This window comes from Lysinibacillus sp. BSL11 (assembly GCF_052928325.1).
This window is the reverse complement of record NZ_JAVGCX010000010.1, coordinates 17,433-40,700: the sequence shown is the minus strand read 5'-3', so window position 1 is coordinate 40,700 and position 23,268 is coordinate 17,433. Positions and strand designations below refer to the sequence as shown.

25 protein-coding genes are annotated in these 23,268 nt (G+C 38.1%); 24 read left to right on the top strand and 1 reads right to left on the bottom strand.

Annotation, left to right across the window (positions count from 1 at the left end):
- Positions 1-168 precede the first annotated feature (168 nt).
- The 14 genes from RCJ95_RS13355 to RCJ95_RS13290 all read left to right on the top strand — a co-directional run bounded on the left by RCJ95_RS13355 (position 169) and on the right by RCJ95_RS13290 (position 13,481).
- Entirely contained in the window at positions 169-450 is a 282-nt protein-coding gene (locus RCJ95_RS13355) for a hypothetical protein (RefSeq protein WP_446722407.1), read from the top strand.
- A 56-nt stretch (positions 451-506) separates the two neighbouring features.
- Positions 507-659, top strand: a complete 153-nt coding sequence (locus RCJ95_RS13350; protein WP_274769893.1) for a hypothetical protein — start codon at positions 507-509, stop codon at positions 657-659.
- A gap of 4 nt (positions 660-663) precedes the next feature.
- On the top strand, positions 664-3,291 hold the full coding sequence (gene polA / locus RCJ95_RS13345; RefSeq protein WP_274769892.1) for a DNA polymerase I: 2,628 nt from the start codon (positions 664-666) through the stop codon (positions 3,289-3,291).
- A 12-nt stretch (positions 3,292-3,303) separates the two neighbouring features.
- Positions 3,304-4,176 (top strand): bifunctional DNA-formamidopyrimidine glycosylase/DNA-(apurinic or apyrimidinic site) lyase, encoded by an 873-nt coding sequence (gene mutM / locus RCJ95_RS13340; protein ID WP_257520343.1) that lies wholly within the window; start codon positions 3,304-3,306, stop codon positions 4,174-4,176.
- A gap of 13 nt (positions 4,177-4,189) precedes the next feature.
- Complete coding sequence (gene coaE, locus RCJ95_RS13335; protein ID WP_036078324.1) at positions 4,190-4,783, top strand: dephospho-CoA kinase; 594 nt, start codon at positions 4,190-4,192, stop codon at positions 4,781-4,783.
- A gap of 205 nt (positions 4,784-4,988) precedes the next feature.
- Positions 4,989-6,011, top strand: a complete 1,023-nt coding sequence (locus tag RCJ95_RS13330) for a glyceraldehyde-3-phosphate dehydrogenase (RefSeq protein WP_004226274.1) — start codon at positions 4,989-4,991, stop codon at positions 6,009-6,011.
- Between the two features lie 187 nt (positions 6,012-6,198).
- On the top strand, positions 6,199-6,669 hold the full coding sequence (gene nrdR, locus RCJ95_RS13325; protein WP_004226277.1) for a transcriptional regulator NrdR: 471 nt from the start codon (positions 6,199-6,201) through the stop codon (positions 6,667-6,669).
- 16 nt (positions 6,670-6,685) lie between these two features.
- Positions 6,686-8,050 (top strand): replication initiation and membrane attachment family protein, encoded by a 1,365-nt coding sequence (locus RCJ95_RS13320; protein WP_257520342.1) that lies wholly within the window; start codon positions 6,686-6,688, stop codon positions 8,048-8,050.
- A gap of 27 nt (positions 8,051-8,077) precedes the next feature.
- The gene (gene dnaI, locus RCJ95_RS13315; protein WP_225341047.1) at positions 8,078-9,007 is read left to right on the top strand and encodes a primosomal protein DnaI; all 930 of its coding nucleotides are present in this window, start codon (positions 8,078-8,080) and stop codon (positions 9,005-9,007) included.
- Between the two features lie 564 nt (positions 9,008-9,571).
- Complete coding sequence (gene thrS, locus RCJ95_RS13310) at positions 9,572-11,503, top strand: threonine--tRNA ligase (protein WP_446722406.1); 1,932 nt, start codon at positions 9,572-9,574, stop codon at positions 11,501-11,503.
- 415 nt (positions 11,504-11,918) lie between these two features.
- Positions 11,919-12,422: a translation initiation factor IF-3 gene (gene infC, locus RCJ95_RS13305; RefSeq protein ID WP_016994853.1), complete on the top strand. Its 504-nt coding sequence runs from the start codon at positions 11,919-11,921 to the stop codon at positions 12,420-12,422.
- A gap of 31 nt (positions 12,423-12,453) precedes the next feature.
- Positions 12,454-12,654 (top strand): 50S ribosomal protein L35, encoded by a 201-nt coding sequence (gene rpmI / locus RCJ95_RS13300; protein ID WP_004226312.1) that lies wholly within the window; start codon positions 12,454-12,456, stop codon positions 12,652-12,654.
- A gap of 57 nt (positions 12,655-12,711) precedes the next feature.
- The gene (gene rplT, locus RCJ95_RS13295; RefSeq protein ID WP_004226314.1) at positions 12,712-13,071 is read left to right on the top strand and encodes a 50S ribosomal protein L20; all 360 of its coding nucleotides are present in this window, start codon (positions 12,712-12,714) and stop codon (positions 13,069-13,071) included.
- A 146-nt stretch (positions 13,072-13,217) separates the two neighbouring features.
- Positions 13,218-13,481 carry a DUF1294 domain-containing protein gene (locus RCJ95_RS13290; protein ID WP_221680972.1) on the top strand — a complete coding sequence of 88 codons (264 nt, stop codon included), beginning with the start codon at positions 13,218-13,220 and terminating at the stop codon, positions 13,479-13,481.
- 26 nt (positions 13,482-13,507) lie between these two features.
- Here the strand turns inward: RCJ95_RS13290 and RCJ95_RS13285 are convergent, their stop codons facing one another.
- On the bottom strand, positions 13,508-13,900 hold the full coding sequence (locus RCJ95_RS13285; protein WP_221680971.1) for a sigma-w pathway protein ysdB: 393 nt from the start codon (positions 13,898-13,900) through the stop codon (positions 13,508-13,510).
- A 105-nt stretch (positions 13,901-14,005) separates the two neighbouring features.
- On the opposite strand from RCJ95_RS13285, the gene RCJ95_RS13280 reads away from it, so the two are divergent.
- From RCJ95_RS13280 to RCJ95_RS13235, 10 genes are all read left to right on the top strand, one after another.
- Entirely contained in the window at positions 14,006-14,491 is a 486-nt protein-coding gene (locus tag RCJ95_RS13280; protein WP_221680970.1) for a dUTP diphosphatase, read from the top strand.
- 94 nt (positions 14,492-14,585) lie between these two features.
- Complete coding sequence (locus RCJ95_RS13275) at positions 14,586-15,674, top strand: M42 family metallopeptidase (RefSeq protein WP_221680969.1); 1,089 nt, start codon at positions 14,586-14,588, stop codon at positions 15,672-15,674.
- Positions 15,675-15,984: 310 nt separating this feature from the next.
- Positions 15,985-16,950: an ornithine carbamoyltransferase gene (argF, locus tag RCJ95_RS13270; RefSeq protein WP_312128223.1), complete on the top strand. Its 966-nt coding sequence runs from the start codon at positions 15,985-15,987 to the stop codon at positions 16,948-16,950.
- Between the two features lie 296 nt (positions 16,951-17,246).
- Positions 17,247-18,143 (top strand): LysR family transcriptional regulator, encoded by an 897-nt coding sequence (locus RCJ95_RS13265; RefSeq protein WP_337976857.1) that lies wholly within the window; start codon positions 17,247-17,249, stop codon positions 18,141-18,143.
- A gap of 143 nt (positions 18,144-18,286) precedes the next feature.
- A complete protein-coding gene (locus RCJ95_RS13260; protein ID WP_446722405.1) occupies positions 18,287-19,615 on the top strand; it encodes an LLM class flavin-dependent oxidoreductase in 1,329 nt (442 codons plus the stop codon).
- 45 nt (positions 19,616-19,660) lie between these two features.
- Positions 19,661-20,674, top strand: coding sequence for an LLM class flavin-dependent oxidoreductase (locus RCJ95_RS13255; protein ID WP_446722404.1), 1,014 nt, complete (start codon positions 19,661-19,663; stop codon positions 20,672-20,674).
- A gap of 13 nt (positions 20,675-20,687) precedes the next feature.
- On the top strand, positions 20,688-20,966 hold the full coding sequence (locus RCJ95_RS13250) for a glutaredoxin family protein (RefSeq protein ID WP_312128229.1): 279 nt from the start codon (positions 20,688-20,690) through the stop codon (positions 20,964-20,966).
- 18 nt (positions 20,967-20,984) lie between these two features.
- Positions 20,985-21,809: a transporter substrate-binding domain-containing protein gene (locus RCJ95_RS13245; protein ID WP_048393633.1), complete on the top strand. Its 825-nt coding sequence runs from the start codon at positions 20,985-20,987 to the stop codon at positions 21,807-21,809.
- Between the two features lie 24 nt (positions 21,810-21,833).
- Positions 21,834-22,538: an amino acid ABC transporter permease gene (locus tag RCJ95_RS13240; protein ID WP_446722403.1), complete on the top strand. Its 705-nt coding sequence runs from the start codon at positions 21,834-21,836 to the stop codon at positions 22,536-22,538.
- Positions 22,539-22,550: 12 nt separating this feature from the next.
- Positions 22,551-23,264, top strand: a complete 714-nt coding sequence (locus RCJ95_RS13235) for an amino acid ABC transporter permease (RefSeq protein WP_274769875.1) — start codon at positions 22,551-22,553, stop codon at positions 23,262-23,264.
- Positions 23,265-23,268 lie beyond the last annotated feature (4 nt).

Genomic DNA, 23,268 nt, shown 5'->3' with positions numbered 1-23,268 from the left:
TACAGTCAAGATATTGAGAATAGTCAATGACTAAACTTGATAGGCGGATACATACATACCATAATGAAAATTAGATTTTTTTAACCTAGTTTTAACCTTTAGTATGTATGAAGTGGGGCAGAGCGGTCCTCTACTAATAGCCAAATTCAACCAATTGATATTCAAGGCATGGATCTAGAATCGGCATTACAGGCAGTTCAATCACAGCGAGCACAGCTGTTAGAAAATCAGCTTAAGGATCAACTAGATGGTGTTCAACAACGAAATCAGCAGCTAGCTGATTTGAATGCACAGCAAGGTCAAATGGATGCTTTAAGTAATTCTCAGCAAATGGATATGCTCCGTTTACAAAGCATGAATAGTAAACGGAATGAGGCTTTTGATGTAATGACTAATTTTGTGAAAAAAATGCAGGATAGTCGTTCGTCTATTATAGGTAATATGCGTTAAAGATGTTAAAATATTTTAAGCAAGTCAACCGCAGTGCGAGCGGTTGGCTTTTTTGAATGAATAGGAATGCAAAAGTAACGGATAGAGCCTTAAAAGTGGTGGATAAACCATTAAAAATAATGGATAACCTTGAGGATGGACGCCTGCTTTTTTTACTTGAAATGTATTGTTATGATAAAGTAGAAGTAGAAGACAACGCAGGAGGATAAAATCATGACCAAGGAAAAATTACTATTATTGGACGGTAATAGTTTAGCGTATCGCGCGTTTTTTGCGTTGCCATTGCTAACGAATGATAGTGGCATTCATACTAATGCTGTATACGGCTTTACAACAATGCTACAAAGAATATTAGAGGAAGAACAGCCAACAAAAATATTGGTTGCTTTTGATGCGGGGAAAACAACATTCCGGCATGAAACCTTTACAGAATATAAAGGAGGACGTCAAAAGACACCACCAGAATTATCAGAGCAATTTCCATATTTACGAAAGCTCATTGATGCGTATGGCATTAAGCAATATGAGCAGGAATTATATGAAGCAGATGATATTATCGGAACGCTTGCAAAAGAGGCTTCATCGCAGGATATGGATGTTATCATCGTTTCTGGAGACCGTGATTTAACACAGCTGGCGACAGAGCAAGTAACTGTTTATATAACGAAAAAGGGTATTACGGAAATAGAGAAAAATACACCAGCTTTTATTGCGGAAAAGTACGGGTTAACGCCGCTCCAAATTATTGATATGAAAGGCTTGATGGGGGATTCCTCCGATAATATTCCTGGTGTACCAGGCGTCGGGGAAAAAACGGCTGTAAAATTATTAAAAGAGCATGGCTCCGTTGAAGCACTTTATGAAGCAATGGATACGTTGAAAGCTTCTAAAATGAAGGAAAAGCTTGTAGCTAATGAAGAGCAGGCCATCATGAGTAAGAAGCTGGCAACGATTTATACGGATGCTCCAATCACTATTTCACTGGCTGATCTTGCCTATAATGGGCCAAAAGAAGATGAATTAATCAATGTGTGGCGTGAGCTTGGCTTTAAATCGCTGCTTGATAAAAGTGACTTTACAGTGCAGGAAAAAGAGCAAGCTCCTTTCGATTATGACCTTGTTCAGGAAGTTCGACCTGAGGATTTACAAGATGTGATGGCTGTGCATGTAGAGCTTGAAAACGAGCACTATCATACTTGTCAGCAGCTAGGAATTGCATTATCAGATGGCATAAAGACGCAATATATTCCATTTGAGAATGCAGCAAAATCAGATACTCTCCGTCGTTGGCTAGAAGATGCCACAAAAATAAAATATATGTCCGATTCTAAGGCAGCTCAAGCATCATTAAAGCGAGCTGGGATTCAATTAGCTGGCGTTGACTTTGATTTGCTACTTGCCTCTTATATTAATAATCCAGCATTAAGTGGCGATGATATCGCAACACTTGCAAGGGAATTAGGCTACTATGATGTCCAAGCAGATGAAGCGGTTTATGGAAAAGGTGCTAAGCGTGCAATTCCTGATTTGGATCAACTTGCACAGCATGTTAGCCGTAAAGCTTTTGCAGTATGGTCATTACAGCCGAAACTGGAAGCCTTATTAAAAGAAAATGAACAATTCGATCTTTATAAAAACCTAGAGCTACCATTAGCAGGGATTTTAGGTGAAATGGAAAGCGAAGGGATTACGGTTAACCGTGCTACGTTAGAGAAAATGGGGCAAGAGCTTAATGATAAACTTGTGGTAATTGAGCAAGAAATTTATGCAGAAGCTGGAGAAACCTTTAATATTAATTCACCAAAACAATTAGGTGTGATTCTATTCGATAAGCTAGGGCTACCTGTGATTAAAAAGACGAAGACAGGCTATTCAACTGCTGCGGATGTCCTAGAAAAATTACAGTCAGAGCATGCTATCATCGAACATATTCTGTTGTATCGCCAACTTGGAAAATTACAATCCACATATATTGAAGGCTTACTAAAGGAGATTCATGAATCGGATAGTAAAGTGCATACACGCTTCCAGCAAGCTTTAACTGCAACAGGGCGTTTAAGCTCAACAGACCCGAATTTACAAAACATCCCAATTCGTTTAGAGGAGGGCCGCAAAATTCGTCAAGCCTTTGTACCTTCAAAAGAGGATTGGATATTATTTTCTGCTGACTATTCGCAAATTGAATTACGCGTTCTTGCGCATATGTCAGAAGATCAAAACCTTGTTGAGGCTTTCCGTGAAGGAATGGACGTTCATACACGTACAGCTATGGATGTATTTCATGTGTCAGAAGATGAGGTTGATAGTAATATGCGTCGCGCAGCGAAAGCTGTTAACTTTGGAATAGTCTACGGTATTAGTGATTATGGTCTATCACAAAACTTAGATATTACGCGTAAGGAAGCGGCTAATTTTATTGAAAAGTATTTCGCGAGTTTCCCTGGTGTAAAACAGTACATGGATGACATTGTACAAAATGCGAAATTTAATGGTTATGTGACAACGATATTAAATAGACGCCGTTATTTACCGGATATTACAAGCTCAAATTTTAATTTAAGAAGCTTTGCTGAGCGTACGGCGATGAATACGCCAATTCAAGGTAGTGCAGCTGATATCATTAAAAAGGCAATGATTGATATGGATGCTCGATTGAAAAAAGAAAAGATGCAGGCAAAACTGCTGCTTCAAGTGCATGATGAGCTGATCTTTGAGGCACCAAAGGAAGAGATTGCCTTACTAGAAAAAATTGTACCAGAAGTTATGGAAAACGCTATTGAGCTTGCTGTACCGCTTAAAGTAGATTTTAATCATGGCTCAACATGGTACGAGGCAAAATAAGGAGGGATTCAAATGCCTGAATTACCAGAGGTAGAGGGTGTCGTCCAGGCATTGAAGCCAACAGTTGAAGGACGTACCATTCAACAGGTTAAGCTTTCTGAACGAGTACATTTCTCTTTTAGTGAGGGTAAACAATGTATTGTCAAACAAGCAGAGCCTGATGCTTTTGAAAGTACTTTGTCCCAGATGACCATTACCAGAATTGAACGAAGAGCCAAATATATTTTCTTTCATTTGCTGAAGGATGATGTTCCATACGTACTTGTTAGTCACTTAGGTATGACAGGTGCTTGGTTTGTTGTGAATTCACCCGAAGAAATCAATGAGGCGAAATTTCAAAAGCATATCCATGCGACATTTGAAATGGCAGATGGGGGATACTTGATTTATTCAGATATTCGTCGCTTCGGTGAACTACGTTTTCTGACAAAAATTGAAGATCATGCGCCATTGACAAAAATGGCACCAGAGCCATTTGATGAGCATGCATGTGATTTTTTTATAACAAAATCTAAGCTACCGAAATATGAAAATAAAGCCGTAAAAGAAGTAATTATGGATGGGCAAGTCATTTCGGGTTGTGGCAATATTTATGCAACAGAGGCATTGTTTGCTCAGAAAATTCACCCTGCACGCAAAATGAGCCGCATTAGTGAAAAGCGGAAGCGAGCATTATTTGAGGAGATTGTTGCTGTCCTACGTCAAAGCATTGAAGCGGGTGGTTCAACTATTTCTGATTATCGGAATATTAATGGGGAAGCCGGGAGTATGCAGAATCGATTAAAAATGTATGGGAAAAAGGTATGTCCAGCATGTGAAACGGCTACAAGTCAAATGACAATTGGAGGGCGTACCTCTGTCTATTGCCCAAATTGTCAACATTAAAGGGGATTTAGCAATGATTATCGGACTTACAGGAAGTATTGCAAGTGGAAAAAGTACAGTAGCTAAAATGATGAGCGAACTGGGTTTACCGATTGTTGATGCAGATGTTGTAGCACGAGATGTCGTAGAACCTGGAACAGAGACATTAGCATTGATTGCTGAAAGCTTCGGACAAGCTATCTTGCTTGAGGACGGCAATTTAAATCGAACTATGCTGGGAGATATCATATTCCATGAGCCTGCAAAACGTAAAACGTTAAATGATATCATGCATCCAGCAATCAGAAAAGAAATGTTACGTCAGCGTGATGCCTATTTAGAAGCAGGACATGAACATGTGGTGATGGACATTCCTTTGTTATTTGAGAGTAAGCTTCAACATTTTGTGGAACGTATCATTGTGGTATCGGTCAGTGAAGAAGTTCAGCTTCGACGTTTAATGGAACGAAATAATTTATCTAAAGAAGATGCCTTGGCACGTATGCACTCTCAACTGCCGATGTCTGTCAAAGAAAAGGGTGCACATGCGGTCATTTATAATAATGAAAATATAGAAAGTACTGAAGAACAATTAAAAAAAATCCTGCATTATTGGGATGTTATTTAATGAGTTCTTTTATGATGCGTAGCAAGGCACCTTGCTACGCATTTTTTTATGGGGAAACGCCATAATAAAGAATAATTTTTCAGAAAATAAGAACTTTTATATTCTCAATATATAATGTTCATCTTTTTTAAAATTGTGTTATACTAATCACCGTAAAGTATATAATTAATTAATCTGAGTATGTACTCACAGGAGGATATTATAAATGACAGTATCAATTGCTATTAATGGTTTCGGGCGTATCGGACGTATGGTTTTCCGCCAGGCTATCGTACAACAAGATTTAAACATCGTTGCGATTAACGCAAGCTATCCTGCAGAAACGTTAGCACATTTGATTAAGTATGACACAAATCACGGAACTTTTGAAGGTACGGTAGAACCAGCAGGCGATGCTTTAGTTGTAAATGGTAAACGTGTTCAAATTATTAGTGAACGTGATCCATTAAAATTACCTTGGTCTACAATGGGTGTAGATATCGTGATTGAAGCTACAGGAAAATTTAATGAACGTGATAAAGCAGCCATGCACTTAGCAGCTGGCGCGAAAAAAGTAATCTTAACAGCACCAGGTAAAAACGAGGATGTAACAATTGTTTTAGGTGTAAATGATGACAAATTGGATATTGCTAAACATGATGTTATTTCAAATGCTTCTTGTACAACAAACTGCTTAGCGCCAGTAGCAAAAGTATTGAATGACACATTTGGTATTGAGAATGGCTTAATGACAACAGTTCATGCTTATACTAATGACCAAAAGAACTTAGACAATCCGCATAAAGATTTACGTCGTGCACGTGGATGCGCCCAATCCATTATCCCGACATCTACAGGTGCAGCGAAAGCATTAAAATTAGTTTTACCTGAATTAGAAGGTAAAATTCATGGTATGGCACTTCGTGTTCCTACACCAAACGTATCTTTAGTTGACCTTGTAGTAGATTTAAATACAGATGTAACAGTTGATGCAGTCAATGCAGCATTTGTAAAAGCGGCAACAGAAGGTCCAATGAAGGGGATCCTTAATTTCTCTGTTGAGCCATTAGTATCTTCTGATTACAATACAACAACTTATTCTTCAACAGTTGATGGACTTTCTACAATGGTGTTAGGCAACCGCAAAGTAAAAGTACTTGCTTGGTATGATAACGAGTGGGGCTACTCTGCACGCGTTGTGGACCTTGTGAAAAAAGTGGCAAATGCTTTAGAAACGGTAAACGCGTAATAATTTCTATAGAGAGCACATTGAAATCGAAAAGGTTTCAATGTGCTCTTTTTTTACAGAAACTTATCTTGTACTTCAGGTGCTTTAGATTTATCATGAGACCACAAACGTGAATGCACTTTTCTTACATGTAGGAAATTTGTTATAATAGATATATTAAATTGTTGTAAACCAGGAGAGTAATTATATGAGATGTCCATCTTGCCAATTTAACGGAACGCGTGTTGTGGATTCGAGGCCAGTAGATGATAATAAAGAAATACGTAGACGTCGTGAATGTGAGTCATGTGGCTTCCGTTTTACAACGTTTGAAAAAATTGAAGAGACGCCATTAGTCGTTGTCAAAAAGGAAGGTTCACGAGAAGAGTTTAGCCGTGAGAAGGTACTTCGTGGGCTTATTCGTGCTTGTGAAAAACGTCCAGTGGCACTTGATGTGCTGGAGGAACTTGTTCTGTCCATTGAAAAAGATCTTCGTCGTATTGGGAATTCGGAAGTACGCTCAGAAGATGTTGGCGAAATGGTCATGGACCGCTTAGCCAAAATTGATGAGGTTGCCTATGTGCGTTTTGCGTCGGTCTACCGTCAGTTTAAAGATATCAATGTCTTTATTGAGGAAATAAAGGACATTATTCAACGTCAAACGGAGAAGAAATCATAGCAAACAGAGAGGATGAATGACGTTGATTCATTTATATAAGGAATTGCAACCTGGCGATCCTTTCGACATTCGTCTACCTCATGCATTTTCTACACAAGAGCGTCAATTAGTTACATTATTTTATCAACCATTAACGGGATCAGAGCCAGTTAGCCTCTATTTAACATTGTGGGCAGAAGCAGAGCAAATGCCAAAGCAGCAAATGACACATTATTATTTAATGAATGTGCTAGGGCTACCAATTGGTAAAGTGTTTGAGGCTCGAATTGCATTAGAAGCTATTGGTTTGCTGCGTACATGGAAAAAAGAAAATGCTGGTGAGCGTAGTTTTTTATATGAGCTACAGCGCCCATTAGATGCTGATAGCTTTATGAAAGACCCGCTGCTGTCGATGTTTTTGTTTAGTAAAATTGGAGAGCAGGCTTATCGCAACTTACGTCAGCGCTTTATGTCACCTGTAAAGGACTCGGCGTTTAAGGATGTATCTCGTGCTTTTATTGATGTCTATAAGCCTGTGCATGCCAATATTCCATCAGATTTACAAGTGGATACAAGTCATAAGGATAAACAGCAAAAAGTATATCCTTTTTATTTGGAGCAATTCGATTTTGATTTATTGCAAGCGGGTTTGTCTGAGCAATTGGTACCTTCTAATTTATTGACATTTGAGGTGCGTGAAGCTATAGCCAAGTTGGCATTTTTATATCATTTAACAGCCCTTGATATGCAAAAAGTAGTCATACTTGCTTTAGATGATGATTTAGGAATTTCTCAGGAACGTTTACGAAAGGCTGCTGCTGATTTTTATAAATTAACCGTATCCAAGGAGCCGCCAAAACTTGCGCGTGTCACCGAGCCTTTACCAGTAGCAGATGCGGGACAAAAAACCAAGGATCAGGAGCTTCAACACTATTTAGAAACAACGGCGCCTGTCCAAGTTTTAAGAGATATAAATAATGGTAAAGAACCATTACAAACCTCTGTCCAGCTTGCAGAAAATTTAATCGTTCAACATGGTATGCCAATTGGAGTGGTCAATGCATTGTTAGAATACGTTATGCTAACAACAGATATGAAGCTCCCTAAAAAATATGTGGAAACGATTGCCGATCATTGGGTAAGAAAAAATGTCCAAACAGCTAAGGAAGCAATGGAACTTGCACGCCAAGAGCATGATAAATATACAGCCTGGAAAAACAAGCCGCAAACTTCCAATAAAACGAGTCAACAGACTAAGGGACGTTCAAGATATCAACGTGAAGAAAAAGTGCCTGAATGGTTCTATAAACGAAATGAAAATCAAGAGGAATCTACCTCTAGTACTATAGATTTTGAAAAAGAGCGACAAAAAATATTAGAGATGCTAGGAAAAAGCGAATAGTAAAGAAGGTGAGCAGTAATCGAACCTATAAATGGACCACTAAAGCGAGCAATTAATGTACCCTCGTTCCAAGAACGCTATGAAGCCATGCGACGTGAAATTTTAGAGCATCCGCATGTGCAGGAATTTTTAGCGCAGCATGCAGATGAATTAAGCTATGACAATGTTGAGCGAAACTTACCTAAACTGCATGAGTTTATTAGTCAATCTACTGAGTGCTGTGGGTGTGATAATACAGAACATTGTACAAACTATTTAAAAGGATTCCTCCCTACATTAAGGGTTGTTCGGAATTCTATTGAAATGGACTATGTGCGCTGTGAGCAAAAGATTAGGGAAGAAGAGCGTCGAGATGTTGCGAATATGATTGCAAGTATGCATATGCCAAAAGATGTGCTACAAGCAACAATTCATGATTTAAGTATTGATGATGAATCACGTGTGGCGATTGCACAAAAAGCAGCTCAATTTGTTAAAATAACAAAAGAAACTGGTCAATTACCTGCAAAAGGATTTTACTTATATGGTAAGTTTGGTGTTGGGAAATCCTTTGTACTTGGTGCATTGGCCAATGAATTAGCATCTATTAAAATCCGCTCTGTGGTAGTTTTCGTTCCAGAGTTTTTACGAGAAATGAAAAATGCCATTGGTGATAATACATTGAATGAGAAAATTGATTATATTAAAAAGGCTCCTGTTTTAATGCTAGATGATTTAGGTGCGGAGACGATGACTGCCTGGACACGTGATGAAATTTTGGGGACTATTTTCCATTATCGGATGGCAGAGCAATTGCCAACTTTTATTACGTCTAATTTTAACTATGAAGAATTAGAGCATCACTTAGCACAGTCACAAAAAGGTGATATTGAGGTTGTCAAAGCGGGACGAATTATGGAACGAATTAAAGCCCTAACAGTGCCGATCGAAATGCGAGGCAAAAATCGTCGGATGTAACATTGATAGTTGCATTTTTCGACAATCGAGCGTATACTGACTCATATACTTAATATCAATATGCATTGATGAGGACATGAATTTTGTGTATCAGCTTTTAGAGAGGGAAGTCATTGGCTGAAAACTTCCTAGTATGGGCACATTATTTACTACCTACTGAGCAGCGAAAGGGATAATCTTTCGCCGGTCCCTAGCCCGTTAGCTAGCCTTGAGCTTCGTCTGACTTTATGTAAGTCGGAAGGAAGAAGGGTGGAACCACGAGCATACGCTTCGTCCCTTTTGTGAGGGACGGAGCTTTTTTTATTTTTCTCCGATTTCATTGAAATCGATGTGAGAAGTGATGGCCCCACTCCTATAGGAAGGGAAGTCGCTTGCGAAAGTGGTTAACTTGCTCTTAGAGAGTAAGAAACCGCTCAGAAACATGAAGATGCCGCTCTGATTGCACAGAGAAATGCTCAAAAAAGCAATGACTCCGCTCAAACCAAGCGGTAGAGTCACACAAACATTGCTCCAGCCAATCATCAAGCATTATGTATTTATCAAAAACAAAGGAGTGCAAAGAAGATGTCAGAAATGATTAAATTAACTTTCCCAGATGGCGCTATAAAGGAATTTGCAAAAGACACATCAACTGATGACGTAGCATTATCTATTAGCCCTGGCTTACGTAAAAAAGCGTATGCAGGTAAAATTAATGGTGTGTTAGTGGATTTAAAAACACCAATTGAAGAGGATGCAACAATTGCAATCATTACACAAGATGATGAGGAAGCACTTGAAATTTTACGTCATTCAACTGCCCATTTAACAGCGCAAGCTATTAAACGTCTATTCCCAGATGCAAAGCTTGGTATTGGTCCGGTAATTGAAGGTGGTTTCTACTATGATATCGACTCACCAACACCAATCACAGCTGAAGATCTACCAGCCATTGAAAAAGAAATGAAGAAAATTATTGCTGAAAACCTTGAGGTAGAACGCAAAAATGTAAGCCGTGCAGAAGCACAAGCCCTTTATGAAGAAATTGGTGATGAGTATAAATTAGAGTTACTTGAAGCCATTCCTGCAGATGAGCAAGTATCTATTTATTATCAAGGCGAGTTTTTTGATCTTTGCCGTGGTATCCACGTACCATCTACTGGTAAACTTCGTGAATTCAAGCTTTTATCATTAGCGGGGGCTTACTGGAGAGGGAACTCTGATAACAAAATGTTACAACGTATTTATGGTACAGCGTTCTTCAAAAAAGAGGAATTAAAACACCACCTCCAAATGCTAGAAGAAGCAAAAGAACGTGATCACCGTAAAATCGGAAAAGAATTAGAACTGTTCACAACTTCTCAAAAAGTTGGCCAAGGTTTACCACTTTGGTTACCAAATGGTGCAACAATTCGTCGTGTTATTGAACGTTATATTGTCGATAAAGAATTATCACTTGGCTATAAGCACGTTTATACACCAGTATTAGGTTCTAAAGAGCTTTATCAAACTTCTGGTCACTGGGATCATTATCAAGATTCAATTTTTCCACCAATGGAAATGGATAATGAAACATTAATTATGCGTCCAATGAACTGTCCTCACCATATGATGGTGTACAAAAACAGCATGCATTCTTATCGTAACCTACCATTGCGTATTGCAGAACTTGGCACCATGCACCGTTACGAAATGTCAGGGGCTGTTTCAGGCTTACAACGTGTTCGTGGGATGACATTAAATGATGCCCATATTTTTGTTCGCCCAGATCAAATTAAAGCGGAATTCCAAAAAGTAGTACAGTTAATTTTAGAGGTTTATAAAGATTTCGATCTTAATGATTACTCATTCCGTTTATCTTATCGCGACCCAGCAGATACTGAGAAATACTTCGATGATGATGCAATGTGGGAAAAAGCACAAAGCATGCTAAAAGAAGCAATGGATGAACTTGGCTTAGACTACTTTGAAGCAGAAGGTGAGGCTGCATTCTATGGTCCTAAACTTGACGTTCAAGTAAAAACAGCAATTGGTAAAGAAGAGACTTTATCTACAGTTCAATTAGACTTCTTATTACCAGAACGCTTCGCCCTAACTTATGTTGGGGAAGATGGTAAACCTCATCGTCCAGTTGTTATCCACCGTGGTGTTGTATCAACAATGGAACGTTTTGTTGCCTTCTTAATTGAAGAATACAAAGGTGCATTCCCAACTTGGTTAGCACCGGTACAAGTTGAAGTTATTCCAGTATCGAATGAAGCTCACTTCGACTATGCAAAGCAAATTGAAGAGCAACTTACAGCGGCTGGTCTACGTGTGGAAATGGATGATCGTGAAGAGAAATTAGGCTATAAAATCCGTGAGGCACAAATGAAAAAGATTCCTTATATGCTTGTTATCGGGGATAAAGAGGTTGAGGCAAATGGCGTAAATGTTCGACGTTATGGCTCGAAAGATTCCGAAACAATTAGCTTTGAGGATTTCCTATCAGCTATTAAAACAGAAATTACAAAATAAGCTTTAACTAGAAACCCTTGCTTGCCAAAGTGAGGGTTTCTGTATAAAATAAATCTTGCATTTGTATAGAATAGTTTCATTTTGGTTATGTTAGCACTGATAAGAAAATAAATATTTGACAGCTTATCATATACATGCTAATATAGTTAAGGTTAATGAATACAAAGTTTGTGGTTGAAGTAGAGGCTGCCCGCTTCTCACCTGATACAACGCTTTAAAGGCTGTGAACAGGTATGACACGTTGAATTGTTTTGCGTAGACTTGCGCATGCACATATAGCGGGCGGACATCTTCAAAAATGTCCGTCCTTTTTTTATGGACATGACGAGAGGATGTACCGTTCAACCGGGCAAGGCTTTGCCCAAACCATGTATTCGCGACAACTACTTGGAGGTGGATTACTATTAGCAAAGACATGTATGTAAACGAAGGCATTCGCGCACGTGAACTTCGATTAATCGATCACAATGGTGACCAGCTTGGTGTAAAGACACGTAATGAAGCGCTAGAAATCGCCGCTCGTGTAAACTTGGATCTTGTCCTTGTGGCCCCTCAAGCCAAGCCGCCAGTCGCTCGTATCATGGACTATGGTAAATTTAAGTTTGAACAGCAAAAGAAAGACCGTGAAATTCGTAAAAATCAAAAGGTCATCGTAATGAAAGAGGTTCGTTTGAGCCCAACAATCGATGAGCATGATTTCCAAACGAAGTTACGTAATGCGATTAAATTCCTTGAAAAAGGCGATAAAGTAAAATGTAGCCTACGTTTCAAAGGTCGTGCGATCACACACAAAGAGATTGGTCAACGTGTGTTAGATCGTTTTGCTGAAGCTTGTGCTGAAGTATCAACGGTAGAACAAAAACCGAAGATGGAAGGCCGAAGCATGTTCTTAGTTCTTCAACCAAAGAACGAGAAATAATATTAGACGAACAGTTTAGGAGGAATTCGACATGCCAAAAATGAAAACTCACCGTGGAGCTGCGAAACGTTTCAAAAAAACGGGTTCAGGTAAATTAAAATACGACCGTGCTTATGGAAGCCACTTATTCGCAAACAAATCTACGAAACAAAAACGTCACCTACGTAAAGCGAACATCGTATCATCTGGTGACTTCAAACGCATCAAATCTTTACTTGTATACATGAAATAATTGACTACAAAAAAATACTAACATTCATTTTTAAATGAAAAGCAGGAGGTAATTCATATGCCACGCGTAAAAGGCGGAACAGTGACGCGCAAACGTCGTAAAAAAGTATTGAAATTAGCTAAAGGTTACTATGGTTCAAAACATACATTATACAAAGTTGCTAACCAAGCAGTAATGAAATCAGGTCAATATGCATACCGTGACCGTCGTCAGAAAAAACGTGATTTCCGTAAATTATGGATCACTCGTATCAACGCAGCTGCTCGTATGAACGGTCTTTCTTATAGCCGTTTAATGCACGGTTTAAAAGTTGCAGGTATCGAAGTTAACCGTAAAATGTTAGCTGACCTTGCAGTAACTGATGCTGCAGCATTCACTCAATTAGCAGACGCTGCTAAAAAAGCAGTAGCTAAATAATAGCTGACAACATTAACTGTTATTTCTGCACCGAAAGCGTAGCGACAGGTGCAAAATGACACAAATGCGATAAAAAGACTGATGGGTTTTTCCATCAGTCTTTTTTGTGTTAGATTAATAGTATCACGGTTTTAAAGGAGTAAGAAATGGGACAAGCATTATTAGCTTATATGAGCATTGTATCAATTGTATTGCTCATTTTAATGGGGATGGATAAATCGCGCGCAAAGAATCATGAATGGCGTATAGCAGAGCGTACATTATTTACACTAGCCATAGCAGGAGGGGCAGTTGGGGGTGTATTGGGTATGTATTTATTCCGCCACAAAACACGTCATAACCACTTTGCATTTGGTTTTCCCCTACTTGCAGCCATACAAATTTTTATCATTGTGCAGCTGTGGACATAAATGAGAATAATTAAAACACATCCTCATTATGGGGATGTGTTTCGCATAAGCTGTTCAATGGGCTGCTTCCAATTGATTTTGGCGCTTGGATAGTTCAATAATATTTCTTGCTGCAAATATTCAAAGTCGCTTTTGCTGAAGCCTTGTAATGTTGCAGCATCACGCGCACCGACGAAAATGGTTACAACCTCAAATGCATCCTCTGTTGTGCCTAGGTATTTTTCACCTTCAAAAAGAGCACCCTTATAAGAAATAAAGAAATTTTTTCGGACATTTTTAACGTCATCATAGAAATAATACTGGCCTTTTTCATAGGCTTCATCAAGTTTGCGTTTAGGATCGGTTATATAACGAATCGCTTTGTAAAATACATAGATAATAAGCGCTATTACAGCAAGTCGAATTAGTAACGGCAACATGTTTAAATTTCCCCCTTGAAGAAAGGTTATTCTTTCCTATACGATTAGAAGGGTCAAATAGTTTCACTTTTTATAAAAAATTTTTTAGAAATTTAGGAGAAAAAAATGAATTTACAACAATTGTTTACCATGCAAAAAGAGCTTGATGATTTTATCGAGCAAACACAAAATATTCAGCAAGATGTGTTTCAGGAAAAGGGCTTAGCCTTACTAGTGGAGCTAGCTGAGCTTGCTAATGAAACACGTTGCTTTAAATTTTGGAGCACAAAGGGACCATCAGCACGTGAAGTCATTTTAGAAGAATATGTAGATTCGATTCATTTTATCTTATCTCTTGGCTTATTAAAGGGCTATACATCGATTGAAATGTGGCCTTTCGTAGAAGAGAACAAAGATTTAACGGCTACTTTTTTAGAAACACAAAGTGCTATTTTAGCATTTATTCATCAACCTACAGAGGAGCGTTATTTAGCTATTTGGCAATACTATGGGTTACTAGCGTATAATCTCGGTTTTACATTTGAGGATGTGGTAAGTGCTTATCTTGAAAAAAATCAAGAAAATTATCATCGGCAGCGTTCAGGTTATTAAATTAAGAAATACACCAATTTTCAGACGATTAAGCTAGGAATATTTCGGTAAACGAAGTATAATAAAATAGATACAAGAAGTAGGAGGCAAAAGGATGACACAACTAGATCCAACATTACAAATGTTTAAAGATTTAACAGATGCAAATGGTATTGCAGGCAATGAACGTGCACCGCGTGAGGTCATGAAAAAATATATTGCACCATATGCAGATACTGTAGAAACAGATAACTTAGGTAGTGTCATTGCTAAAAAAATTGGCGATGAAAACGGTCCTAAAATCGTCGTGGCAGGACATTTGGATGAAGTAGGCTTCATGGTTACACAAATTGATGACAAAGGCTTTATTAAATTCCAAACAGTAGGTGGCTGGTGGAGCCAAGTTATGCTTGCACAGCGTGTAACGATTACTACACGTAAGGGCGATGAAGTGATTGGGGTTATTGGTTCAAAGCCACCTCATATTTTACCTGCTGATGTACGTAATAAAGTAGTAGACATTAAAGATATGTTTATCGACATTGGTGCAGCTTCTAAAGATGAAGTTCTTGAGTGGGGCGTTCGTCCTGGCGATATGGTAACACCGTACTTTGAGTTTAATGTAATGAAAAATGATAAGTATCTATTAGCTAAAGCTTGGGATAACCGTATCGGCTGTGCAATTGCGATTGATGTTATGAAAGCGTTACAAAATGAAAAGCACCCTAATATTCTCTATTCTGTAGGGAATGTACAAGAAGAAGTTGGACTTCGCGGTGCTAAAACTACTACACATAAAATCCAACCAGATATTGGATTTGCAGTAGACGTAGGTGTAGCAGGAGATACTCCTGGAGTTACAGCAAAAGAATCAACGAGTAAGATGGGTGCAGGCCCTCAAATCGTTGTGTATGATGCATCTATGGTTTCACATCGTGGCTTACGTGAATTCGTATTAGATGTAGCAGATGAGCACAATATTCCATATCAATTTGAAGCGATGGCTGGCGGTGGTACAGATGCTGGCTCCATCCACGTAACAGCAAATGGTGTACCAGCACTATCAATTGGTATTGCGACACGCTATATCCATTCACATGCAGGTATCCTACATCGTGATGATTATGATAATGCCGTTAAATTAATGGTAGAAGTCATTAAAAAATTAGATCGTGATGCAGTCAATAAAATTACTTTTGAATAATTAGAAGAAATGGACTTGCCCTCTAACAAATGTTGTTAGGGGGCTTTTCATTATTTTTAGTATTAAATTTTCTCCCTCTGCTACCAATAGTGACAAAGCTCCCAAACTATTTTTACACATTGTACCTTTGATACATTTTAGTACCTTATCCATAAATAAGTTATATATGCATAAATATTCGCTTTGACGAATTTTTGTCACATTTAATAACAAATAAATAAGAATAAAAATTAATTATAAAAATTCAGTTGATTTTATATTTATGCATGTTATACTAATTTCAACAGCAACGATATAAGGAGCGAAGGCTATGAAATTACTCGAAGAAGTACAGTTAAAGTTAGTGTCTAGTTTAAAAGGAAAAGATCTACTAACTTTGCTAGACTATACAAGTCAAGAGGTTCAAGATCTTATTGAATTAGCGACACAGCTTAAAATGATTACAAAAGAGGGGAAATGCCCAAGATTATTAGAAGGTAAAACGCTTGGAATGATTTTCGAAAAGCATTCAACTCGTACACGTATTTCATTTGAAGTTGGTATGAATCAATTAGGTGGAAAAAGTATGTTTATGCATGCGCGTGATTTGCAAATTGGTCGTGGCGAATCGATTTATGATACAGCTCATGTATTATCGGGCTATTTAGATGGTATTATGATTCGTGCAAACTCTCACGCAATGGTCAAAGAGCTGGCGGAGCATGCAGTAATCCCAGTTATTAATGGATTAACGGATGTTTATCATCCTTGTCAGGCATTAGCTGATTTAGAGACGATTGCAGAAAATAAAGGCATGTTAAAAGGACTTAAAATTGCCTATGTAGGAGATGGCAACAATGTAGCACACTCACTCGTAGTAGCTTCAGCACACGTTGGCATGAATGTAGCTGTTGCGACTCCTGTAGGGTATGAATGTGATGGGGAAGTCATCGCTAAAGCACAGGCGATTGCGGCAGCAAATGGCAGTACGATTATGATCACGAATGATCCTGTTGAAGCAGTATTAAATGCAGATGTCGTCTATGCAGATGTTTGGACATCTATGGGTCAAGAGGAAGAAGCAGCAAAACGTTTACAAGACTTTGCTGGCTATCAAATTAATGATGAGCTAGTAGCCTATGCAAAACCAAATTATATGTTCTTGCATTGCTTACCAGCACATCGTGAGGAAGAGGTTGCAACTTCAGTTATTGATGGACCTAATTCTTACATCTTTGAGCAAGCTGAAAATAGATTGCATGCACAAAAAGCTGTATTAGCATCGATTTTAGCTTAAATTTAGACATATGCTTTCTCGAGTTGAGAAGTACGATAGATAGAGTTTACATGGACAACAGAGGGTGTTCATGTAAATAACATAAAAGTGGTAGGCAGACAGAGGGATGTTCACCACGTGCGATGTTTGTTGTCAAGATGGATGGCTACATCGCTACATAGTAAAGTAACCTGGGAGACGCTGGGTTACTTTTTTTCTTTGTCAAAATATAAAACATAGTTTTCTTATAAGTTATAGAGAATATAAGGAATTATTTATATAATAGGTTAAATAATTAATGAAGGGGTGAACTCCTCGTGAATATAGACCATATCGAGGCATTTTTATATGTTGTCCATTACAAAAGTATCCATAAAGCAGCCAATGCATTATTTCTTTCACAGCCGACTGTAACTGCACGTATTAAGTCATTAGAACGAGAGCTAGGTGTGGAGTTATTTTACCGAGATGGAAGAAGTGTGAGCGTATCAGAGAAAGGGAAAGATTTTTTACCATTTGCCACGCAAATTGTGCAAACATTTCAGCAAGGAAAGAAGCAATTAGAAGAAACGCAGGAGACCGATGAGGTATGTATTGGTGCAAACGGTGTAACAGCTCAGTATTTTTTAGCCTATGCATTGCCTAAATGGAAAGAGCAATTCCCTTATTTGCGTTTTCAATTATTTACAGGTTCCACAGCAAACATTTTAGAAAAGCTACAAAGCCACCAAATTCATCTAGGCTTTATTCAATATGTACATGGGAATGACATTGAGAACGAGCTTTTATTGAACAATACAGTGAAACTTATCAAACACCGTGATCACCCATTACAACTAGATGAACTCATTCAAGCAAAAGAATTAGCTCAACAGAAAATGGTATTTTTTGAATGTGGCGCGTTTGATTGGAATTATGTGCATAAAATGTTTGAGGTAGAGGGAGTAGCAGCCAATATTGAGGTACGAACAGATCATTTAGAAGTTGCCAAAGAATTTATTCGGACAAAAGACTATTTAAGCTTTTTACCACATCTTTGTATCAAAAAGGAGCTGGAAAGCGGTGAATTTGTGGAGATAGACGTTAAGCATTTGCTGGATATGAATCAACATATATTTTTAACCTATAAAGAGAAGGAGACATTGCCATCAGCCTTTTGGCAGACAATTTGTGAAACAGCTAAGCATTTTGAAAGCATAGGAGACACGTATTGATAAAAAATTTTATCACCACATAAAATTTTTTCTATTACTGTACCTATTGCATATCGTCTAAAGGAACGGTAATATCATTCTCAATCCAATAAAACATACTTAACCACTATGTTTAGTAAAATAAAAATTGAGGAGGAATTGACATGGCTAGACAGGATAAAATTCGATTTGGAGCAATTATTCATGGGGTAGGAGGAAATATTTCTGGTTGGCTTCATCCAAAGGTGGCGAGCAATCAAAGTGTAAGCTTACCTTTCTATATTCAGCAGGCTCAGAAAGCAGAGCAGGGAAAATTTGATGTAGCATTTATTGCGGATGGTTTATTTATTAACGAAAAATCCATCCCTCATTTTTTAAATCGATTTGAACCTATTACAATCTTATCGGCTTTAGCAGTAGCGACGAAAAACATTGGGTTAGTTGGAACAGTCTCAACTTCCTATAGCGAACCATTTACAGTAGCACGCCAATTCGCTTCATTAGATCATATTAGTGCTGGGCGTGCTGGATGGAATGTTGTAACGACTCCATTAGAAAGTACTGCTTTGAACTATAACAAAACAATTGACCAACATCCTAGCCATGCAGAACGCTATAAAATCGCGGAAGAATACTTAGAGGTTGTCAAAGGCTTATGGGACTCGTGGGACGATGATGCGTTTATTGCAGATGTCAACAAAGATCAATTTTTTGATCCAGAAAAATTACACACATTACATCATAAAGGGCGATATTTTTCAGTCCAAGGACCACTCAATATTGGTCGAACAAAGCAAGGCCAGCCCGTTATTTTCCAGGCTGGGTCGTCTGATGCAGGCATTCGATTAGCTGCAAAAGATGCAGATGCCATTTTTACACATGGGGCATCTATTGAAGAGGCACAGAAATTTTACTTGAGAGAAAAAAAAGAGGTGGCAACATTCGGACGAAATCCTGAAGAAGTGAAGATTTTTCCAGGTATATCACCAATTATTGGCGATACGGTGGAGGAAGCAGAAGCGAAATATCAAGAAATTGTTGAGTTAGTTTCCATAGACCGTGCTCTTGCTTATCTTGGACGTTACTTCGACCATCATGATTTTACCCAATACGATGTGGATGCACCGTTTCCTGATCTAGGGGATATTGGAGCCAATAGCTTTAGAAGCACAACCGATTATATTAAACTTTATGCTAAGCAGGAGGGTCTGACATTACGTCAAGTCGCTTTACGCGAGGCGACACCAAAAACAGCCTTTTTTGGGACAGCTGAGCAAGTAGCAGATCTTGTACAAGAATGGTTTGAAAAGGAAGCAGCAGATGGTTTTATTATTGGCGTGACAGTACCTGGTGCTCTTGAAGATTTTGTTGATAAAGTAGTGCCAATTTTACAAGCAAGAGGGCTATATCGTAAAGATTATGAGGCAGATACTTTGCGTGGGAATTTAGGTTTACCCTTCAAGGAAAGTCGCTATGTTAAACAGTCTGTCTAAAAACCTAGTAAATTCATTTGAATAAAAGAGATTAGGAGGTATTGTATGAGTTATACATTAGGCATATTAGATCAAAGCCCTATTATTGAAGGAGCAAGCAATGAACAAACATTACAAAAAACGGTAGCCTTAGCACAGAGAGCTGAGCAGTTAGGCTATTCACGTTTTTGGGTATCGGAGCATCATCATACAGAGTCATTAGCAGGCTCTTCTCCAGAAATATTAGTTTCTTATTTACTTGCCAAAACCAAATCCATTCAAATTGGGTCAGGAGGGGTTATGCTACAGCATTATAGCCCCTATAAAGTAGCGGAAAATTTCCATGTTCTAGCATCATTGGAGCCAGGACGTGTAGATTTAGGCATCGGTAAAGCCCCTGGTGGCTTGCCACTTTCCACGAAGGCTTTACAATATGGCACACTCAATCAAGGGGGAGATTTTGAAGAGAGACTAATATTTTTACAGCAATTAATTGAGCAAACCATACCAAAAGAGCACGAATTATATGGCATACAAGCAACGCCAATTCCAAAGACAAAGCCAACATTATTTTTACTTGGCGCTAGCCCTGAAAGTGCTGCTCTTGCAGGAAAACTCGGCATTGCATTTGTCTTTGCTCGATTTATTGATAGTGATAATGATGTATTGGTGCAAGCGGCTTCAACCTATCGCAGTCATCATCCAAACGGTACTTTTGCGCTTTCTATTGCTGCACTTGCTGCTCCAAGTAAAGAGGAAGCGAAAAAACTAATAGGAGATCAAAAAATTACAAAGGTGCATTTAGCAAGTGGCAGAAGCCTGACGCTACAATCAGTAGAGCTAGCAGAGAAATTTGGTCAGGAATCTGGAGAGGAATATACAGTGGAACAGTATGAGGCTGATATTTTATACGGTACGGCAGAAGAAATTAAAGCCATTTTAGATAACTACCATGTACGATTCCAAATCGATGAATTTATTTTGCATACGCCCATCTTGAAGGAATTTGAACGTCAACGTTCGTTTGAGCTTTTAAGTCCTGTCTATTTGCAGTTACAACAAAAGGTGAAGGTAATCTAAGGAGGTCATGATTATGACAAAAAATTTAGATATAATCATTTGGTCGAAGCAAGGTTGTAGTTATTGCGAGGAAATAAAAACATATCTACAAGAACGACATATTTCCTACAAAACAGTTGATGTCACGTCTAATGATATATTCAGAGACATCCTCGATATAAAGTATGGTGTTCGACATGTGCCTGTTGTAGAAATCGGGTCAAGTGAAACAGGTATCTATAGAGCTGTAACGGCAATTGGTTTAGAGCATCTACAGAAGGCACTTGCTGTGAATCTACCCTCATATGCATAACAGAAGGAGAGGAATTTTATGAAAAAAATATCATTTTATTTGCTACTTGTGCTAGCAGCGCTATTAACAGCATGTGCAAACTCAGAAAAAACAGTTGGTGACGCAAGTGCTCAAAAAACAGCACAGAGCGGCAAGGATGTTCAAAAAATTATAGTCGGTACGGGAACTCAGTTTCCAAACATCTGTTTTTTAGATGACAAGGGAAATTTAACTGGTTATGATGTAGAGCTTGTTCGTGCAATTGATGAGAAGCTACCAGAGTATGAGTTTGAATTTAAAACAATGGAATTCTCCAATTTATTACTAAGTTTAGAAACAAGAAAAATAGATTTTATTGCCCATCAAATGGAAGTTAATAGTGAGCGCGAGGAGAAATTTTTATTTAATAAAGAGCCTTATAATGTATTCCCATTAAAGGTGACAGTCAACGAGAAAAATAATGCCATTCAATCCATTGAGGATTTAAAAGGGAAAAATGTGAGTGTCTCACCAACAAGTAACTCAGCTGTTTTTATTGAAAAATATAATAAAGAGCATAATTTAGGAGCAAATATCGTTTATTCTTCTGGCTCCGTTGATGTTAACAATCAACTAGCCACGGGACGAATTGATGCTATTATTACCACACCGTTTGCTGTTCGATACTATAACGAAAGCAATGAGGCACAGCAAAAGGTTGTAGGTGATGCATTATTAAATTCAAAGGTCTACTTTTTACTCAATAAAGATGAAGTGAAGTTACAGGAGCGTTTAGATGAAGCGATCGTTGAATTAAAGAATGAGGGGGTAGTGAGTGAGCTTAGTAAAAAGTGGTTGGGTGATGATTATACAGTAGACTTCTAATGAACAGGAAAGGAAGATGGCAGTATGGAAAATAACTTTGATGTCGTGCTAATTGCGCAAGTCATTCCAACATTGCTTCAGTATTTACCCATAACTTTCGAGATTCTAGTATTCTCCATACTTTTTGGTATGATGCTTGGGATTGTGCTAGCCATACCAAAGCTACTTCACATACCGATATTGAAGCAAATTATTACATTCTATATATCCTTTATTCGTGGCACACCCATTTTAGTGCAGTTGTTCTTAGTATTTTACGGCATTCCTGCATTGTTAAAGCTCATTCATATTGATGTGACAAGAATGGATTCGATGTATTTTGTTATTATTACGTACACATTCAGCAATGCGGCAGCCTTTGCCGAAATATTTCGTGCAGCAATTTTAACCGTTGATCGGGGTCAAATGGAGGCGGCCTATTCAGTAGGCTTAAGTGGATCACAGGCTTTTATGCGAATTGTTTTTCCACAGGCAATACGTGTTGCTTTTCCAAATATAGTAAATACAATGATTAGTTCATTAAAAGATACATCGTTAGCATTCTCCATCGGTGTAATGGATATGGTGGGGAGGGGAGAAACCTTGATTGCTTCTACGACACGAGCGTTTGAAATCTATGTAGCTTTGTCAATTGTTTACTATGTCATCGTGATAATCCTTGAAAAAGTATTTAAATTTAATGAATGCTATTTTAATCGTTATATGCCAAAAGAGCTTGCTTCACAATAGGGGGAATATGCTATGACCATTGATATCGCTTTTATAGTAGAAGCATTACGAGAAATTAGTAAAGTAATACCGTTAACCTTATTCATGACTATTACACCTGTTTTATTAGGAATCGTTATTGGCATAATTGTAGCTTTCGTGCGCATTCAACAGATAAAAATAGTCTCATGTGTACTAAATTTTTATGTTTCATTTTTCAGAGGAACACCTATCATTATGCATATCATGCTCGTTTATTTTGGCTTGCCAATGCTAGTTGATAGTGTAGCTAATTTGCTTCATTTAAAGATACAATCAAATTCTATTCCTATTTTATTTTTTGTCATACTAGCCTTAACACTTAGTGCAGGGGCTTATGCCTCAGAAATTATTCGTTCAGGGATATTAGCTGTACCTAAAGGACAATTAGAAGCAGCATATGCGATTGGATTAACATTTCCTCAAGCTATGCGACGTTATATTTTACCACAAGCATTTGGGCAATCTATTCCTAACTTGACGAATGTTTTTATCGGTTTTTTACATGCTACATCATTAGCATTTTTCCTATCCATTAAAGAATTGACCGGTGTGGCAAATATTATTGCTTCCATGAACTTAAAGTTTTTAGAGTCATTTATTGCTGTTGGACTTATTTATTGGGGAATTTCAATCATCGTAGAATGGGTTTCACACCGTATTGAAAAAAGAGTAACAGTCTATAGTAAGGGCGGTTTTTCATCATAGAAAG

Coding starts and splice junctions, on each gene's coding strand:
- argF (WP_312128223.1), top strand. CDS start 15,985: ATGAAATTACTCGAAGAAGTACAGTTAAAGTTAGTGTCTAGTTTAAAA.
- coaE (WP_036078324.1), top strand. CDS start 4,190: ATGATTATCGGACTTACAGGAAGTATTGCAAGTGGAAAAAGTACAGTA.
- infC (WP_016994853.1), top strand. CDS start 11,919: ATGTATGTAAACGAAGGCATTCGCGCACGTGAACTTCGATTAATCGAT.
- RCJ95_RS13255 (WP_446722404.1), top strand. CDS start 19,661: ATGAGTTATACATTAGGCATATTAGATCAAAGCCCTATTATTGAAGGA.
- rpmI (WP_004226312.1), top strand. CDS start 12,454: ATGCCAAAAATGAAAACTCACCGTGGAGCTGCGAAACGTTTCAAAAAA.
- RCJ95_RS13330 (WP_004226274.1), top strand. CDS start 4,989: ATGACAGTATCAATTGCTATTAATGGTTTCGGGCGTATCGGACGTATG.
- RCJ95_RS13235 (WP_274769875.1), top strand. CDS start 22,551: ATGACCATTGATATCGCTTTTATAGTAGAAGCATTACGAGAAATTAGT.
- nrdR (WP_004226277.1), top strand. CDS start 6,199: ATGAGATGTCCATCTTGCCAATTTAACGGAACGCGTGTTGTGGATTCG.
- mutM (WP_257520343.1), top strand. CDS start 3,304: ATGCCTGAATTACCAGAGGTAGAGGGTGTCGTCCAGGCATTGAAGCCA.
- RCJ95_RS13320 (WP_257520342.1), top strand. CDS start 6,686: ATGACGTTGATTCATTTATATAAGGAATTGCAACCTGGCGATCCTTTC.
- RCJ95_RS13280 (WP_221680970.1), top strand. CDS start 14,006: ATGAATTTACAACAATTGTTTACCATGCAAAAAGAGCTTGATGATTTT.
- rplT (WP_004226314.1), top strand. CDS start 12,712: ATGCCACGCGTAAAAGGCGGAACAGTGACGCGCAAACGTCGTAAAAAA.
- RCJ95_RS13355 (WP_446722407.1), top strand. CDS start 169: ATGGATCTAGAATCGGCATTACAGGCAGTTCAATCACAGCGAGCACAG.
- RCJ95_RS13275 (WP_221680969.1), top strand. CDS start 14,586: ATGACACAACTAGATCCAACATTACAAATGTTTAAAGATTTAACAGAT.
- RCJ95_RS13285 (WP_221680971.1), bottom strand. CDS start 13,900: ATGTTGCCGTTACTAATTCGACTTGCTGTAATAGCGCTTATTATCTAT.
- RCJ95_RS13350 (WP_274769893.1), top strand. CDS start 507: ATGAATAGGAATGCAAAAGTAACGGATAGAGCCTTAAAAGTGGTGGAT.
- RCJ95_RS13290 (WP_221680972.1), top strand. CDS start 13,218: ATGGGACAAGCATTATTAGCTTATATGAGCATTGTATCAATTGTATTG.
- RCJ95_RS13260 (WP_446722405.1), top strand. CDS start 18,287: ATGGCTAGACAGGATAAAATTCGATTTGGAGCAATTATTCATGGGGTA.
- RCJ95_RS13240 (WP_446722403.1), top strand. CDS start 21,834: ATGGAAAATAACTTTGATGTCGTGCTAATTGCGCAAGTCATTCCAACA.
- RCJ95_RS13245 (WP_048393633.1), top strand. CDS start 20,985: ATGAAAAAAATATCATTTTATTTGCTACTTGTGCTAGCAGCGCTATTA.
- RCJ95_RS13250 (WP_312128229.1), top strand. CDS start 20,688: ATGACAAAAAATTTAGATATAATCATTTGGTCGAAGCAAGGTTGTAGT.
- polA (WP_274769892.1), top strand. CDS start 664: ATGACCAAGGAAAAATTACTATTATTGGACGGTAATAGTTTAGCGTAT.
- thrS (WP_446722406.1), top strand. CDS start 9,572: ATGTCAGAAATGATTAAATTAACTTTCCCAGATGGCGCTATAAAGGAA.